Here is a 16,124-nt window from a genome sequence, read left to right as displayed (position 1 = left end):
AATCCCTTTCTATGCTGATGTAATCTTCTTATGTAATCTCTTACCGATAAAACGAGCTAAGAAGTTAAATATTAATACAGCAAGTATCAAAACTGCTGATGCTCCTGCTGAAACTTGAGCACCATCTGGCATGTTTCCTTCACTATTTACTTTCCAAATATGAACAGCTAATGTTTCAGCCTGTCTAAAGATATTCAGAGGACTAGTAATACTCATCGGGTTCCAGTTAGTAAAATCTAGAGCAGGAGCACTTTGTCCAGCTGTATATATTAAAGCAGCTGCTTCACCAAAAATACGACCAGCTCCTAAAATGATTCCTGTCAAAATACCAGGTAACGCTTCAGGAATAATGACACGAGTTACTGTTTCCCATCTTGATAAGCCAAGAGCAAGACCTGCTTCTCTTTGAGTATAGTGAACTGCTTTAAGTGATTCTTCAACGTTTCTTGTTAACAAAGGTAAGTTAAAGAATGTTAACGCTAAAGCTCCAGAAATAATAGAGAAACCTAATCCTGCTTGGATAACAAACACTAAAAAGCCAAATAAACCGACTACAACTGAAGGTAGTGAACTAAGAACTTCAATTGACGTTCTAATAATATTAGTTAACATATTTTTCTTGGCATATTCAGATAAATAAATACCTGCTCCAAGAGAAATAGGAATACTAATTAACATTGTAATAATTAATAAGTAAAACGAGTTAAACAATTGAATACCAATTCCCCCACCAGCTTGGAAGCTTTTAGAAGGCTTAGTTAAAAAATCCCAGCTAATATGAGGAATACCTCTCCCTAAAATATAAAGAAGTAAACTAGCCAGTATAGCTGTAATAATAATAGCAATAGCGTAAAGAATGCCTGTTGCTATTTTATCTGCTCTTTTTGCACTCATTATTTCATTGCCCCCTTCTTACCAATCATTCGAGTGATAATATTAAAGAATAAGGACATTAGTAGTAATAATAATGCTAGCGACCAAAGAACATTGTTTTGAAGAGTTCCCATAATCGTATTACCAATTCCCATTGTTAGTACACTTGTTAAAGTAGAAGCTGGTGTAATTAAATTATGTGGCATTAATGACGCATTACCAATCACCATTTGAATAGCTAGTGCTTCACCAAATGCTCTTGCCATTCCAAAGACAACAGCTGTTAAAATACCTGGTACAGCTGACCTTAAAACAACTTTATAAATGGTTTGCCATCTTGTTGCTCCTAAAGCTAAAGAAGCTTCACGATAATGTCTAGGAACTGCTTTTAAAGCATCAACTGTCATTGAAGTAACAGTTGGTAAAATCATAACAAAAAGGACAAATGTTCCGGCTAAAATACCAAATCCAGATCCACCAAAAACACTTCTTACAGCTGGAACGATAACAGATAACCCAATAAATCCATAAACAACTGAAGGAATCCCTACTAGTAATTCAATAACTGGTTGTAACACTTTAGTTCCTAATTTTGGTGAAATCTCTGTCATAAAGACAGCTGCTCCTATAGCAAAAGGAGTGGCTATTAAAGCAGATAAGAAAGTTACGATAAAGGAACCTAAAATCATCGGCATTGCTCCAACTAAAGGTTGTCCTTGCTCATTGACTGAACTAGGATTCCATTCAGTTCCAAATAAAAATTCTGATAATTTCACTTTATCAACAAAGAATGTTGCCAGCCCTTTACTTGCTACAAAATAAAAAATAGCTATTACGACGGCTACAATTAATGAAATCGCCAAAAAACTGATTGTTTTACCAAACTGTTCAAGTTTTCTTTTTGGAGATTTTTTTAAAAGCTTGCTTTGAATCTCTTCCAACGTCTTTCCTCCTATTTAGAGCCTTATTTAGGCTTTACATTTCCTTTTACATCACGATCAATAGTCATTTCAGAAACCGGAATATAACCTAATTGAGGAACGATTTCTTTTTGTACATCTTCAGAGACCATATAATCTAAAAATTCTTTTGCTAAACCTTTTGGTTCACCTTTTGTATACATATGTTCATATGACCAGATGAACCAATCATTTTTCATCACATTTTCTTCTGTTGGTTTTACACCATCAACCGATAAAGTCGCTACTTCATCTGTGACATATGAAAAAGCAACATAACTAATAGCTCCTGGTGTCGTACTTACAATTTGTCTTACCATACCGGTCGACTCTTGTTCTTGGGCATTTTTGGATTCTTCACCATCTAATACCCACTGCTCAAATGTATGACGACTCCCACTTCCTGATGCTCGGTTTAAGAGGACAATTTCTTGGTCTTTACCACCAACCTCTTTCCAATTTTTTATTTTTCCAGTAAATATTTTTTTCAAATCTTCTTTTGAAATATCTTTTATTCCAACTTTTTTGTTTACAATAGGAGTTAATCCAACCACTGCCACTTGATGATCCACGAGCTCTTCACTCTTAATACCATCTTTTTCTTCAGCAAATAGGTCTGAATTACCAATCTCAACAGCTCCAGCTTGAACCTGGCTTAAACCTGTTCCACTTCCGCCACCTTGAACATTGATAAATTTACCTAAATTAGTACTACTATATTGCTCACTGGCAGCCTCAACTAATGGTTGCATGGCAGATGAACCAACTGCATTTATTGATTCGCCATTATCTACTTTACCACAACTAGCAATTACAAAAGTTAGGGCAAATAGGCAAGCACTTCTATAAACTTTTCTCACACGTTATCCTCCTAAATTTTACCTTTAATTTACAATTAAAATAAATCTGCAAATAGTCCAAACTAAACATATAATTTGAAGCAGAAAATTGCAAGTCTTTTTACATTGTTTTTACAATAAAAAAGATAATTTTCAAAAAATTTCTTTTTTATTTTAACATCACTATACCATTACAACACATTTATGTTATAATGTGTACGAAACCCAGTTTTTTTTATTTGTTATTAGCAATCAAGTCCCCCAACTTGTTCGCTAAGAATACTTTGTTATTCAACAAATAAATAACGGTTTCTAGTCACTAATAAAATATTCCCCATTGTATTAGTGACGAATATCATCCCTTATAGGAAAAAAGATGACGAATGTCATCTTTTTTTCTTTTTCCGTTATTTTAATAACTAAAAAAAAGCACCGATTAATCGATACTTTTCAATAAAACGTATTATATTTTAAGGAACCTTCTCATTGAAAGGACGGAACCAACAGAACCAATTACAACTCCAATAACAACTAAAAGGAGATTTAATTGTAACACTAAAGTTGCAGGTCTGACTAATTCATAGGCTGCAGAAGCCATCATACTTGTTGTAAATAAGTAATAAACTTGAGAATAACCAAAAGATATTAGCAGAATTGGGACAACAGAACCCAGTATTCCGATAAAGGCACCTTCTAAGAAGAAAGGCCAACGAATGAAGCCATTTTTAGCTCCTACCAGTCTCATAATTTGGATTTCTCGTTTTCTTGAAATGATGGTAATTCTAATCGTGTTAGAAATTAAGAATATTGCTACAGCAATCAAGAAACCTGCTGCAACAGTTCCCCATAATTTAACATTTTTAGAAATTGCAAAAATCTTATCAGAGTTTTGACCACCATAATCAGCCTTATGAACATTTGTTACTTTGGATGCAGCTTTTTGAATCCCTTTAATAGATTCTGAATCCTTAGCTGTTAAAATGTACACATCATATAAAGGATTGTCATCACCATCAAATAATTTCCAAGTATCACCTAGTTTATCAGTTAACTTTTTATACTCATTTTGTTTACTTGAAAAAACAACTTTTTTTACATCAGGTATTTTCTTTAACTCTTCACCCAATTTTTCTGTATCTTTTTTCGATGTTCCTATTTCAACAAAGACTGAAACATCAACGTTGTTATTAATATCTTCTGCTATTTTAGTTACGTTCAAAATAACACCTAAGAAGATACCTACTAAAGTTAGCGTAACTGTTACCGCACTGGCTGAAGCTAACGTCATCCAACCGTTACGTTTTAAGTTTTTTAACGCACTCCCTATATGTCTGAAAAAATTTCTAATCATCGTACCCGTAATCCCCCTCGTCTTGATCTCTTGTGATTCTACCATTTTCAATTGCTAAGACACGGTGACGAATTTCATTTACGATCATACTATTATGAGTCGCCATAACCACAGTAGTTCCTTGTTGGTTAATGCGATCTAACAATTCCATAATTTCCCAAGAATTTTCAGGGTCTAAGTTTCCTGTTGGTTCATCAGCGATTAATACTTTTGGTGTATTTACAATTGCTCTAGCAATCGCAACACGTTGCTGTTCCCCACCTGAAAGCTCTGTTGGAAAAACTCGAACCTTATGTTTTAAACCAACTAAATCTAAAACTTCTAGAACACGTTTTTTTACTTCTCTTGGTTTTTTTCCAATAACTTGCATCGCATAAGCTACATTTTCATAAACTGTTTTTTGAGTTAATAGTTTATAATCTTGGAATACAATTCCAATTTCACGTCTTAAGTACGGAATATTTCTATTTTTAATATTTAATAAGTCGTAACCACAAACATTCAATGTTCCTTTAGTTGCTTTTTCTTCACGATACATCAACTTAATAAATGTCGATTTACCAGCACCACTAGGACCTACAACATAGACAAATTCACCTTGGTTAATGTTAACAGATAGGTTTCTGACTGCAGTTGTACCATTTGAATATTTTTTTGTTACTTTTTTCATCTCAATCATTAGCATTCTCCCTAGCATTTTTTTACAGTGATTGCTTTTAATATTTCAGAATCAGTATAACATGACTTTGAATAGATGTTAATTTCAATTCATTACATTTTCATTTCAAAAATCATTTCAATTCTGTTTTTGTTATACATTTGACATTTTCCATCTTAAATAAGCATCGATAAATCCATCAATTTCTCCGTCCATAACAGATTGGGTGTTACCAACTTCAAAATTAGTTCGATGATCTTTTACCATTGAATATGGATGGAAAACATAAGATCTGATTTGCGAACCCCAGCCTATTTCTTTTTGTTCTCCTCGAATAGCTGCTGCTTCTTGTTCTTTTTTCTCTTCTTCCATTTGATAAAGTTTTGCTTTTAACATACTCATAGCTTGTTCTCTATTTTTAATTTGAGAACGTTGTGCTTGGCTAGAAACAACAACTCCAGTTGGTAAGTGAGTGATTCGAACCGCTGAGTCTGTCTTATTAATATGCTGTCCACCAGCTCCACTTGCTCTGTATGTATCAACTTTTAAATCATCTGACTTAATATCAATTGAAATATCATCTGATAACTCTGGCATAACATCAACGGAACAAAAAGAAGTATGTCTTCTACTATTTGAATCAAAAGGTGAAATTCGAACTAAACGATGGACACCTCTTTCTGATTTCAGATAACCAAAAGCATTAAATCCCTTAACTAAAAATGTTACACTTTTAATTCCTGCTTCATCTCCAGATTGATAATCTAAGGTTTCTATTTGATAGCCTCTAGACTCTGCCCAACGTGTGTACATTCTTAGAAGCATACTCCCCCAGTCTTGCGATTCGGTTCCGCCTGCTCCAGGATGCAGCTCTACAATAGCATTATTCTGATCATATTCTTCACTTAAAAGTTGAGCCAATTCATATTCTTCAATTTTCTTTTTAAATATTAGAAAATTTTCCTCTAACTCTTCTTTCATGTCTGATTCTTCTTCTTCTGAAACCATTTCATACAATAGAGTCAACTCTTCTGAATCGTTAACCAACTCATTAAACTGTTCATACTGCGCTTTTAATTGATTAGATTGATCAATAACTGCCTGAGCCGCCGTTGAATCATCCCAAAAGCTAGGATTAGACATTTTAGATTCAGATTCAGCAATTTGCTCTTCTAAATCTTCTAAGTCAAAGTGACCCCCTAAAATTTTCGATTTTACTAATCACATCATCTAATTCATTTTTAAGTTCACTTAATTCCATCAATGATACCTCCTAAAAAAATAAGCAAAGCGACTCAGAATATCTAAGTCGCATTCGCTCTAAACTGGTTTACCGTGACAGTTTTTATATTTTTTACCACTGCCACAAGGACATGGATCGTTTCTTCCAACTTTGTTTTCTACTTTAACAGGTCTCTTCTTATCATCTGAAGAAACTTTTCTTTGTTCTTCTGTTGGTTTTACTGCTTCGCCTTGAGCAACTTGTTCTCTTTGAACATTTTGGCGAATTTCAGCTTTCATGAATAATCTTGTTGCTTCATATTCAATCGCTCCAACCATATCTAAGAACATTTGATATCCTTCTGTTTGGTAGTCTACTAATGGATTATTTTGACCATAGGCACGTAAACCAATTGATTCTCTTAATTGATCCATTGCATCAATATGATCTGTCCATTTTGTATCTACTACACGTAGGATAACAACTTTTTGGAATTCTAGCAATTGTTCTGAACTATCTAAGATGTCTGCTTTTTCTTGATATAACGTTTTAGCTGTATCAAAGATAAATGTTTTCATCTCTTCAGGTGTTTTCCCTTCAAAGTCTGCTAATGAAATAGCATCTTCGTGAGTGATTGTTGAACCAACAAAGTCAACTAAACCTTGTAAGTTCCAATCTGTTTTTTCACCTTGTGTATGGCTTTCAACGTAACGCTCAATCGTTCTTTCTACCATACCTAATAATACAGGTTTTAAATCTTCATCTGACGTAATAACTTGATTACGTTGACGATAGATAACTTCACGTTGTTCTCTCATAACATCATCATATTGAAGAACGTTTTTACGTGTATCATAGTTATTACCTTCTACACGCTTTTGAGCCGATTCAACTTGTTTAGTAAACATTTTACTTTGAATCACTGCATCTTCTTCTTCTAAATTCATTCTTTCTAAGAAAGTCTTAATTCGTTCTGAACCAAAACGTTTCATTAAATCATCTTCTAGAGATAAGTAGAACTGAGTAGCACCTGGATCTCCTTGACGACCAGAACGTCCACGTAACTGATTATCAATACGTCTTGATTCATGACGTTCAGTACCAATTACAGCTAAACCGCCTGCTTCTTTAACGCCTAAACCTAAACGAATATCCGTACCACGACCAGCCATATTGGTTGCAATTGTAACAGAACCTTTTTGACCAGCGTTCATAATAATCTCAGCTTCTTTAAAGTGGTTCTTAGCATTTAAGACTTCATGAGGAACTTTTGCTTTTGTTAACATATCAGAAATCAATTCTGATGTTTCAACAGCTACAGTACCAACTAGTACTGGTTGTCCATTTTCATGACGTTCTTTAATATCAGCTACTACAGCTTTAAATTTACTGTTTAAAGTTGGATATAATAAATCTGCTTTATCATCACGAATGATTGGTCTATTAGTCGGAATTTGAATAACTTGCATGTTATAAATTTCTCTAAACTCTTCTTCTTCTGTTTTAGCAGTACCAGTCATACCTGATAATTTTTTATACATACGGAAATAATTTTGGAAAGTAATATTTGCCATTGTTTTTGTTTCGTCTTCAATTTCAACGCCTTCTTTAGCTTCAATTGCTTGGTGAAGACCATCAGAATAACGACGACCATCCATAATACGACCAGTAAATTGGTCAACAATCATTACTTTTCCTTCTTGAACCACATAATCAATATCTAGAAGCATAATATAGTTAGCTCTTAATGATTGATCTAAGTAGTGAGTTAATGATGTATTAGAAATATCATACAAGTTTTCTACATCAAAATGTTTTTCTGCTTTTGAAATACCTTGCTCTGTTAAAGCAATTGTTTTTGATTGAACATCAATTTTATAGTCTTCTTCATTTATTAAAGTTTTAATGAAGTTGTCTGTTCTATTGTACATTGCTGTTGATTTTTCTGCTTGTCCAGAAATAATCAATGGTGTTCTTGCCTCATCAATTAAAATTGAGTCAACCTCATCCACTACAGCAAAGTTCAATGGACGTTGTACCATTTGTTCACGGTAAACTACCATGTTATCTCTTAAGTAGTCAAAACCTAATTCATTATTTGTTGAATAAGTAATATCACAAGCATAAGCTAATCGTTTTTCTTCTGATGATTTAGAGTTAATATTTAAACCAACTGTTAATCCTAAGAAGTTATACAACTCACCCATTTCACTTGCATCACGTGTTGCTAAGTACTCATTTACCGTAACAACATGAACACCTTCACCAGAAAGTGCGTTTAAATAAACAGGCATTGTCGCTGTTAAGGTTTTACCTTCACCTGTTTTCATTTCAGGAATACTACCTTCGTGTAAGACAATCCCACCAATAATTTGGACTTTGTATGGGAATAAGCCTAAGACACGTTTTGCTGCTTCACGAACAACTGCAAACGCTTCTGGCATTAAATCATCTAATGTTTCACCTTTTTGGTAGCGTGCTTTAAATTCTTCTGTTTTACCTTGTAATTCCTCATCACTTAATTTTTCAATTTGGTCTTTTAGTGCATCCACTTTGTCTGCTAAGTGACCCAAACGTTTTAAATCTTTTTTATCATTCTCAATTAATTGTTTCAAAAAGTTAGCCATGAATCAAATCTACCTCTCGTTCATATTCATTTGACATTATTTATTTAAAAATAAAATGAGTTCATCTTAAACATTTTAGCATTACTTATACAAAATTAAAACTCTTTATTGAAAAAAATAACGATTTAAACAGGCTTTTTTCAATAAAAAAAACAAATTATCACAGTATTTTCCAAAATAAGTGTCGAATCCTTTTATTAACCTTGTTCCATTATCTGTTAAATAAAAAAAGTATTCAATAGAAAAACTGAATACTTTTTTAATTCTTATTTAATTTAGTTTAATTTTGCTACACGCATAACGTCTCGTGCAATTATAACTTCTTCATCTGTCGGAATAACTAGAACTTTAACTCTACTATTAGTTGATTCAATTGATAACTCATCTTGTTGATTTTTAGTTTCATCAATCTCAACACCTAAATAAGATAAATAGTTAGTAATTTCTGTTCTTACTCTTGCTGAATGTTCTCCAACACCTGCCGTAAAGACTAATGTATCTAGACCATTTAAATCAGCTGCGTAAGCACCAATGTAATGAACCACTTGATGTGCAAAAACATCTAGAGCAAGTTGAGCTCTTTCATTTCCTTCATCTGCTGCTTTTTCAACGTCACGATAATCACTTGATACACCCGAAAGACCTAATAAACCTGATTTAGTATTCATTAAATCTTTTACTTCTTGAGGAGATAAGCCTTCTTTATCTTGAATAAAAGGAATAATTTGTGGATCAATATCTCCTGTTCTAGTTCCCATTACTAAACCAGCTAAAGGAGTGAATCCCATAGATGAGTTAATGGATTTACCATCTAATACAGCTGAAACACTAGCTCCACTACCAATATGACAAGTAATTGTTTTACTTCCTGTTGGGTTTAATTTAGCTGATTCTTCTGCTACATATTGATGACTTGGTCCATGGAACCCATAACGTCTGATATCATATTTTTCATAATATTCATAAGGTAGAGCGTACATGTAATTCTTTTTAGGAATTGTATGATGGTATGATGTATCAAAAATAGCTACCTGTTTTGTATTAGGCAATACTTTTTTAAATGAACGAATTCCGATTAAATTAACTGGATTATGTAGAGGAGACAGAACACTAAGTTCCCCTATTCTTTCTTCTACGACTTCATCAATAAGAGTGGCATCAGAATAATAAGTTCCTCCGTGAGAAATACGATGACCCACGCCACCAATTTCATCATAAGAAGCAATCATTTTTTCATCAATTAAGACTTCTAACAGCTGATTAACGGCTTCTTCATGATTTAAAATTTCTAATTCTTTCGATACTTTTTTCCCGTCATGTTTATAAGAAAAACTTGCATCTTTAAAACCAATTCTTTCAACAGAACCTTCTACTAACACTTCTTCATTTGGCATTTCAAATAACTTGAATTTTAAAGAAGAGCTTCCTGAATTGATTGCCATAATTTTTGTCATAGTTTTCACCCTTTCTTTTTTATAAAATAATGGTATAGAGTAGACTCGCTAATAGAGCTCCTAAGATTGGACCAACAATTGGCACCCAAGCGTACTCCATATGAGCGTCACCCTTGTTTGGGATTGGTAAAATTTTATAGGCTAGTCTAGGACTAAAATCACGACATGGATTTAAGGCATAACCTGTTGTTGAACCTAAGGCAAGTCCGACTGACGTAATTGTCAAGCCGACGATTAAAGGTTTCAATCCTTCTGTAAAATCACCTAAATTTAAAAGAATAAAAACAAAAAAGAAAGTCGCAATTGTTTCACTTAAACAGTTAAATAACTTATTAGAAATTGCTGCGCCAGAACCAAAAATTCCCACGTGATTCCCTTCTTCTTCTGTAGTTGTTTCTTTAAAATGAGGGTAAAAATGAAGTGCTACAATAGCAGCTGCAACAAATGCACCTAAAAATTGTGCAACAATATAACCGATTACTTTATCTTTTGGGAATAAATCAAAAGCTGCAAAAGCTAATGTAATTGCTGGGTTTAAATGTGCTTGTGAGCCAATAAATCCTGCGACATAAACACCAAAAGCTACTGCTAATCCCCAACCAAAACAAATATATAACCAATTTGAGCCCTTAGCGTACGCTTTTTTTAGGTTCACACTTGCACCTAAACCGACTCCTAACACGATTAAAACCATTGTACCTATAAATTCAGCAACATATTCTTGCATGGATAAACTCCTTATTATTTAATAATTTTTAACACAATTTCTTTTAATTCTTGATCATTTGGAACTATTGGATTTCCTGGGAAGGTTCCATCTTCTTTAGCATGGCTAACAATCCAATCCATACTTTCCATGACATCTGATTCTGAAATACCAAACTCTTTTAAAGTTTTAGGGCAATTCATCGCTTTCATCATTTTGAAAATATGTTTTTCCATTCGTTTCACTTGCATACTATCACTCAAACTTGGTGAACCTACATTAGCTTTTTTAATAGCTTCTGCATATTTTTTAGCTGACTCTTTATCTTGAGCGTTAAACGCAATAACATGAGGAAGTAGCATAGCATTAGCTAAACCATGAGGTACATGGAATTTGGCTCCTAATTGATGAGCAAGTGAATGACAAATGCCCAGTCCTGCCATATTAAAAGCAATTCCTGCTTCACAAGACGCTTCGTGAACAATTTGTCTTGCCTCTAAGTCAGAACCATTTTCATAAGCTTTGATTAATTCATTAGAAATAACATCAATTGCTTTTTCTGCTAAAGCATCTGTAAATAGGTCTGAGTCTTTTGCTACTAAGGCTTCTAAAGCATGAGTTAATACATCTAAACCTGAGAATGCTGTCACACTTTTTGGTGCACTAACAACCAAACTAGGATCTAAAAGAGCAATATCTGGTGTTAAATGGTCTTTGATAATTGGAAACTTCACACCATTTTTAGTATCAGAAACAACTGCTGTATTAGTTACTTCAGAGCCAGTTCCACTTGTTGTTGGAATAGCAATAAAACAAGCAATATTTTCTTGATTAATTTTTTCACCAAAATAACGAATTGCCTTTGCAGTATCGATTGCTGATCCACCACCAATACCAATCATCACTGTTGGTTTAAATCTTTTAAAAACCTCAACCCCCGCCATGATATTATCAAGCGGTGGGTCAGGTAAAACATCAAAAAAAATGGTTACTTCATTACAAGATGGTAATTGATTCTCAATTTGTTTTAAACTATCTGTTCCAGGTAAAAATGAATCACATACCATCATTACTTTTTGGTTCTTTATTGTTTGTAACACGCTTAAACTATCCGCACCGGAATAGATTTTTGTTGGTATGATAAATCGATTCATTTTAGTCCCTCCACACTCTCATTGAAAATCCTTCTGGTGAATTCAAACGACGACGACGTGTAAATGTTTTAGCAGTTGTTGTTCCTTCTCCAGTTGGAGTTGAAATAGTTAAAGCAGAAGCTCCAGTAAAGCCAACACCAGTACCTGAGTAAGTTGGTCCATTAACAACAAAAATTGATGTATTCATTCTATGAGCTGCTTTATTAATATTTACTAAATTACCTGAATGAATAGAAGCTGTATGATGATTGTTATCTTCAACTTCCACTGCTGTTTTTAACATGTCATCAAAGTCACGTGCACAAACAACAGGTACAATCGGCATTAACATTTCTTTCACAACTAATGGATGATTTTTATCTGCTTCTAAAATAATTAATTTAGGTTGACCAGAGTAGTTAATACCAGCACTATCTAAAATAAAGGTAGCATCTTTACCAATGTAATCACGACTAGGTGTTCCTTTTTCAGTAATTGTCATAGAAGTTAGTGTTTCAATGTCTTTTGGATTTGTTACTAAAAAGGCACCTTCTTGTTGCATTAAACGGATTAATTCATCTTTAATAGCACTTTCTGCTACAACTTCTTTTTCAGCGGTACAAAGAATATTGTTATCAAATGCAGCTGAATCAACAATGTTTCTTGCTGCAAGAGAAAGGTTAGCTGTTGCATCAACCATTGCTGGAGGGTTACCTGCACCGGCACCAATTGCTTTTTTACCACTAATCATTGCTTGATGAACCACACCAGGGCCACCAGTTACAACAAGTGCTGCGATATCTTTATGTCCCATCATTTCTTGCGCTGCTTCAATGGATGGTTTTTCAATTGTTACAACAAGGTTTTTTAAACCTGTAGCTGCTTCAATAAATTCATTACATTTTTCAACTGCCCAACGAGAAATAGCTTTTGCACCAGGGTGAACACTAAAGTAAACAGTGTTTCCACCAGCAAGCATCATAATAGCGTTAGCAATAACTGTTTCAACTGGGTTAGTACTTGGAGTAACAGCACCAATGACACCAAATGGTGCGTATTCATACATGATTAATCCGCCATCACCTGTTTGAATTTCAGATGTTAAATCTTCTGTTCCTGGTGTATTGTATAAAGCATTTTCTAATTTTTTAATTTTTGCTTCTTTAGTTCCCATGCCTGTTTCATTCACAATTTCAGTTGCAATGTAATCTAGTAAATGAGTAAAACCTTCTTTTAGACTGTCAATTACTTTATTTCTTGTTTCAATTGAACAATCAACGAAAATTTCTTGAGCTGCTTTTGCTGCTTGAACAGCTTCATCAACATTTCCATAAACACCTTTATTGTTACCTGTAGATACTGTATTATTTGTTGAACTTGTTGTACTTCCTAATTCTTCTGCTAATATTTTTCTAATTTGTTCTTCTAAACTTGACATGTCTATTCTCCTTTTAAAAATGCATTAACTGTTGTTTTACAAATCAATTGATCTTCTGATACGGCTCCGCCACTTACTCCAATGGCTCCAATTATTTTTTCATGATAGAAAATAGGAATTCCACCAGCAAACGTTACTAGTTTTCCTTCCATCATTGTTTCAATTTGATACAGCTCACCATTTGGTTGTGTGTCTTTATTTAAATCTTTTGTTTCAGCTTGCATTAACAGTGCAGAGGCTGCCTTTTTTGGTGCTAGTGTTAAACTAACTAATTTGGCATCTTCCATGCGGTAAAGCATTCTTGGATTACCAGAAATATCACTAATACAAATAGTGACAGGTACTTGAATTTCACGGGCTTTTTCTTCGCCTTTATTAATTGCTTGTTGCAGATTATCTTTACTAAATAAAGCTTCTGCTTGAATATTGATTAAAGCTTTTTCCACAAGTTGATCTATATTATTCACTTTTTTCACTCTCTTCCTGATAATAACGACGTATTATTTCCTGAACTCTTTGTTCTTGTCTATCAAAATAATCTTCATCTCTTGCAATAATATAAAGACAATCTGAAAGACGGTTAACAAATTTTAATAGCTCTGGCCGAATGTTTTCTTGTTCTTCTTCTGATAACAAGACCAACATTCTTTCACCTCTTCGACAAACCGCTCTTGCCATGTGAAGATGAGCTCCAGCTGTGCTTGTTCCTGGTAAAATAAAAGTCGTAATTTTAGGTAATTTGGAAGTGTAATCATCAATTTTTGCTTCTAATACCTCGATATCCTTCGTTGAAATTTGCTCACTTTTAGCATAAAACTTATCAGAATCAAGCGTGGCAATTTCTCCAGCAAGTAGAAACATTTTATATTGTAAATGGACTAAAAAATCCTTATTTTCTTGTTTTTGACAAAACTTTTCGGCAACACTAATCACGGTATTACATTCATCAAAGGTTCCGTAAGTTTCGACTCGGTTGGAATATTTTTTAACACGTTGACCATCAAAAAGACTAGTCGTTCCTTTATCTCCTGTTTTAGTGTAAATCGCCATTTGTTTGACACATCCTATCCTTACTTATTAAATCGATCGATAATGCCAACAATGGCACAATCAACAACATCTCGTGTCTGTGATGACTCTTTATTAGTCTTTCTTGCACCCGCGCCTTTAACTAAAAGAACATACTCTCCAATACCTGCACCAACTGTATCTGATGCTACCTCTTCATATCGAATCATTTCTTTGTCGCTATTAATTTGTTGAACAATCATTAACTTTCTTCCAATCAAAGAATCATCTTTTTGACTAGCTTCAATTGATCCTACGACTCTTCCCATATACATGTTTCATTGACCCTTTCTATCACAGTGATATTATTCTTTTTAATCAATTCAATTGCTTCTTGTGTTAACTTTTGCTGTTTTAAAATCACCAGAAATGAATTATTCGGCAATCCAATGATTAATTGACGGGTTAACATGTTGGTTTGAAAAGCGTGGACTCTTTGATTCGACATCTTAAATACAACTGGCCATTCTGTTAACATTTTCCACGGAACAAAGGGCAAGATAAATTCATTTAGTTCTATAGAAAACGAAATTTGATAAGAAATTCCTGTTAATAACCATTCAACCCAAGGCGTTTCTTTCATTTGATAAAGGTCTTTTATCAGACGAATAGAAACTTGATGCAAGTTAATATTTCGATATTCATAAAAAACTGTGACACTTGGTGGTAAGGCGATTTGACAATTATGTTGATAAGCAATTGCTACTTGTTTTTTCTCTCTTTCAACTAATTTTTCTTTAATCATTGAAATGAGTTTATCCTCATTCATTGCCTGCCTCCTTGTCTTAAAAAGAACTTTTAATTGATCTAAAATAAATGGGACAATGGCATCTAGGGATGTTTTATTTTAGATCAACTTTTGGTTCTTTAATCTTTAATTAATTTTGCAACTGTTCCTTTTCCAACGTTAGCGGCATTAGCTTCGTCGGTATCAATATGCATTTCTAATACAAATTTTGGATCAGGTCGAACAACAACATCATCAAAAATAGTTTTTCTTTCTTCTGTTTCAATCGATACTTTAACAATGTCACCTTTTTGAACGCCAAACATTTCCGCATCTTTGTCGCTCATATGAATGTGACGCTTAGCAGCGATTGCTCCTTGAATTTCTACTTGACCATCTTTTGTTTTAACTGTCACAGTTGGTGTTCCTTGTAAATCACCTGACATACGAATTGGAACATTGACGCCAATTTGTCTTGCTTCCGTTTTAGCTAACTCAACTTGTGAGTGAGCACGACATGGGCCTAAAATTCTAACATTATTTACTTCTCCACGAGGACCAACAATTGTAACTGTTTGATTTGAAGCAAATTCACCAGGTTGTTTTAATGGAACTCTTACTGTCATTTCTTGACCTGGAAATAAGATATCAAAATCAGATTGAGTTAAATGAATATGGTGATTAGATACACCAATTGGAATCGTTGGTTCCGTTTCCTCTGCAATAATTTTTAAGATTAGCTCTCTTAATTCAGCTTCGTTCATTTCTTTCATCCTGACTTTCTTAAACTAGTTTTTTTCTGGTAAAATTCCTTCAACATCTGTATGAGGACGAGGGATTACGTATGAAGCAAATACTTCACCTACAGATTCAGCAGCACTTGTTCCAGCATCTACAGCAGCTTTTACAGCACCTACATCACCACGAACCATAACTGTTACTAAACCTGAACCAATTTTTTCTGTTCCTACTAGAGTTACGTTAGCTGCTTTAACCATTGCGTCAGCTGCTTCAATTGCTCCTACTAAACCTTTTGTTTCGATCATTCCTAATGCGTTATTCATGATAA

The 16,124-nt window shown here is 33.8% G+C and carries 17 protein-coding genes; all 17 read right to left on the bottom strand.

Annotated features, from left to right (window positions below; genetic code table 11):
• Positions 1–9: 9 nt before the first annotated feature.
• Positions 10–894: a phosphate ABC transporter permease PstA gene (gene pstA, locus H9L18_RS05485; RefSeq protein ID WP_126794029.1), complete on the bottom strand. Its 885-nt coding sequence runs from the start codon at positions 892–894 to the stop codon at positions 10–12.
• Positions 894–1,814 carry a phosphate ABC transporter permease subunit PstC gene (gene pstC / locus H9L18_RS05480; RefSeq protein ID WP_126794032.1) on the bottom strand — a complete coding sequence of 307 codons (921 nt, stop codon included), beginning with the start codon at positions 1,812–1,814 and terminating at the stop codon, positions 894–896. Before pstC ends, pstA begins: the two co-directional genes overlap by 1 nt.
• Positions 1,815–1,837: 23 nt before the next feature.
• Complete coding sequence (locus tag H9L18_RS05475; RefSeq protein WP_246433314.1) at positions 1,838–2,692, bottom strand: phosphate ABC transporter substrate-binding protein PstS family protein; 855 nt, start codon at positions 2,690–2,692, stop codon at positions 1,838–1,840.
• 442 nt (positions 2,693–3,134) lie between these two features.
• Positions 3,135–4,022, bottom strand: a complete 888-nt coding sequence (gene ftsX / locus H9L18_RS05470) for a permease-like cell division protein FtsX (RefSeq protein WP_126794035.1) — start codon at positions 4,020–4,022, stop codon at positions 3,135–3,137.
• Complete coding sequence (gene ftsE, locus H9L18_RS05465) at positions 4,015–4,701, bottom strand: cell division ATP-binding protein FtsE (RefSeq protein WP_126794038.1); 687 nt, start codon at positions 4,699–4,701, stop codon at positions 4,015–4,017. The genes ftsX and ftsE overlap by 8 nt, the downstream gene beginning before the upstream one ends.
• Positions 4,702–4,833: 132 nt before the next feature.
• Positions 4,834–5,941 (bottom strand): peptide chain release factor 2 gene (prfB, locus tag H9L18_RS05460; protein ID WP_126794041.1). Its coding sequence is split into 2 segments (ribosomal slippage): positions 4,834–5,868 and positions 5,870–5,941, totalling 1,107 coding nucleotides; the frame shifts between segments, so codons are not numbered across the junction.
• 59 nt (positions 5,942–6,000) lie between these two features.
• Complete coding sequence (secA, locus tag H9L18_RS05455; protein ID WP_126794045.1) at positions 6,001–8,529, bottom strand: preprotein translocase subunit SecA; 2,529 nt, start codon at positions 8,527–8,529, stop codon at positions 6,001–6,003.
• Between the two features lie 275 nt (positions 8,530–8,804).
• Entirely contained in the window at positions 8,805–9,983 is a 1,179-nt protein-coding gene (locus tag H9L18_RS05450) for an acetate/propionate family kinase (RefSeq protein ID WP_126794048.1), read from the bottom strand.
• A 19-nt stretch (positions 9,984–10,002) separates the two neighbouring features.
• Positions 10,003–10,710 (bottom strand): MIP/aquaporin family protein, encoded by a 708-nt coding sequence (locus H9L18_RS05445; RefSeq protein ID WP_126794051.1) that lies wholly within the window; start codon positions 10,708–10,710, stop codon positions 10,003–10,005.
• Between the two features lie 14 nt (positions 10,711–10,724).
• Positions 10,725–11,843: a 1-propanol dehydrogenase PduQ gene (locus H9L18_RS05440; RefSeq protein WP_126794054.1), complete on the bottom strand. Its 1,119-nt coding sequence runs from the start codon at positions 11,841–11,843 to the stop codon at positions 10,725–10,727.
• 1 nt (position 11,844) lies between these two features.
• The gene (locus H9L18_RS05435; protein WP_126794057.1) at positions 11,845–13,260 is read right to left on the bottom strand and encodes an aldehyde dehydrogenase family protein; all 1,416 of its coding nucleotides are present in this window, start codon (positions 13,258–13,260) and stop codon (positions 11,845–11,847) included.
• A 2-nt stretch (positions 13,261–13,262) separates the two neighbouring features.
• A complete protein-coding gene (locus H9L18_RS05430) occupies positions 13,263–13,727 on the bottom strand; it encodes a GlcG/HbpS family heme-binding protein (RefSeq protein ID WP_126794061.1) in 465 nt (154 codons plus the stop codon).
• Positions 13,720–14,310: a cob(I)yrinic acid a,c-diamide adenosyltransferase gene (locus tag H9L18_RS05425; RefSeq protein ID WP_126794064.1), complete on the bottom strand. Its 591-nt coding sequence runs from the start codon at positions 14,308–14,310 to the stop codon at positions 13,720–13,722. The genes H9L18_RS05430 and H9L18_RS05425 overlap by 8 nt, the downstream gene beginning before the upstream one ends.
• A 20-nt stretch (positions 14,311–14,330) precedes the next feature.
• Positions 14,331–14,603, bottom strand: a complete 273-nt coding sequence (locus H9L18_RS05420; protein WP_126794068.1) for a EutN/CcmL family microcompartment protein — start codon at positions 14,601–14,603, stop codon at positions 14,331–14,333.
• Positions 14,582–15,097 (bottom strand): PduM family microcompartment protein, encoded by a 516-nt coding sequence (gene pduM / locus H9L18_RS05415; RefSeq protein ID WP_126794071.1) that lies wholly within the window; start codon positions 15,095–15,097, stop codon positions 14,582–14,584. Before pduM ends, H9L18_RS05420 begins: the two co-directional genes overlap by 22 nt.
• 98 nt (positions 15,098–15,195) lie before the next feature.
• On the bottom strand, positions 15,196–15,819 hold the full coding sequence (pduL, locus tag H9L18_RS05410; RefSeq protein WP_126794074.1) for a phosphate propanoyltransferase: 624 nt from the start codon (positions 15,817–15,819) through the stop codon (positions 15,196–15,198).
• A 24-nt stretch (positions 15,820–15,843) separates the two neighbouring features.
• Positions 15,844–16,122: a BMC domain-containing protein gene (locus H9L18_RS05405; protein WP_281391407.1), complete on the bottom strand. Its 279-nt coding sequence runs from the start codon at positions 16,120–16,122 to the stop codon at positions 15,844–15,846.
• Positions 16,123–16,124 lie beyond the last annotated feature (2 nt).

The sequence above is a fragment of the Vagococcus carniphilus genome (assembly GCF_014397115.1).
Lineage (GTDB): Bacteria > Bacillota > Bacilli > Lactobacillales > Vagococcaceae > Vagococcus > Vagococcus carniphilus.
The sequence above is the reverse complement of the archived record's forward strand: the minus strand, read 5'-3'. Positions and strand labels throughout refer to the sequence as shown.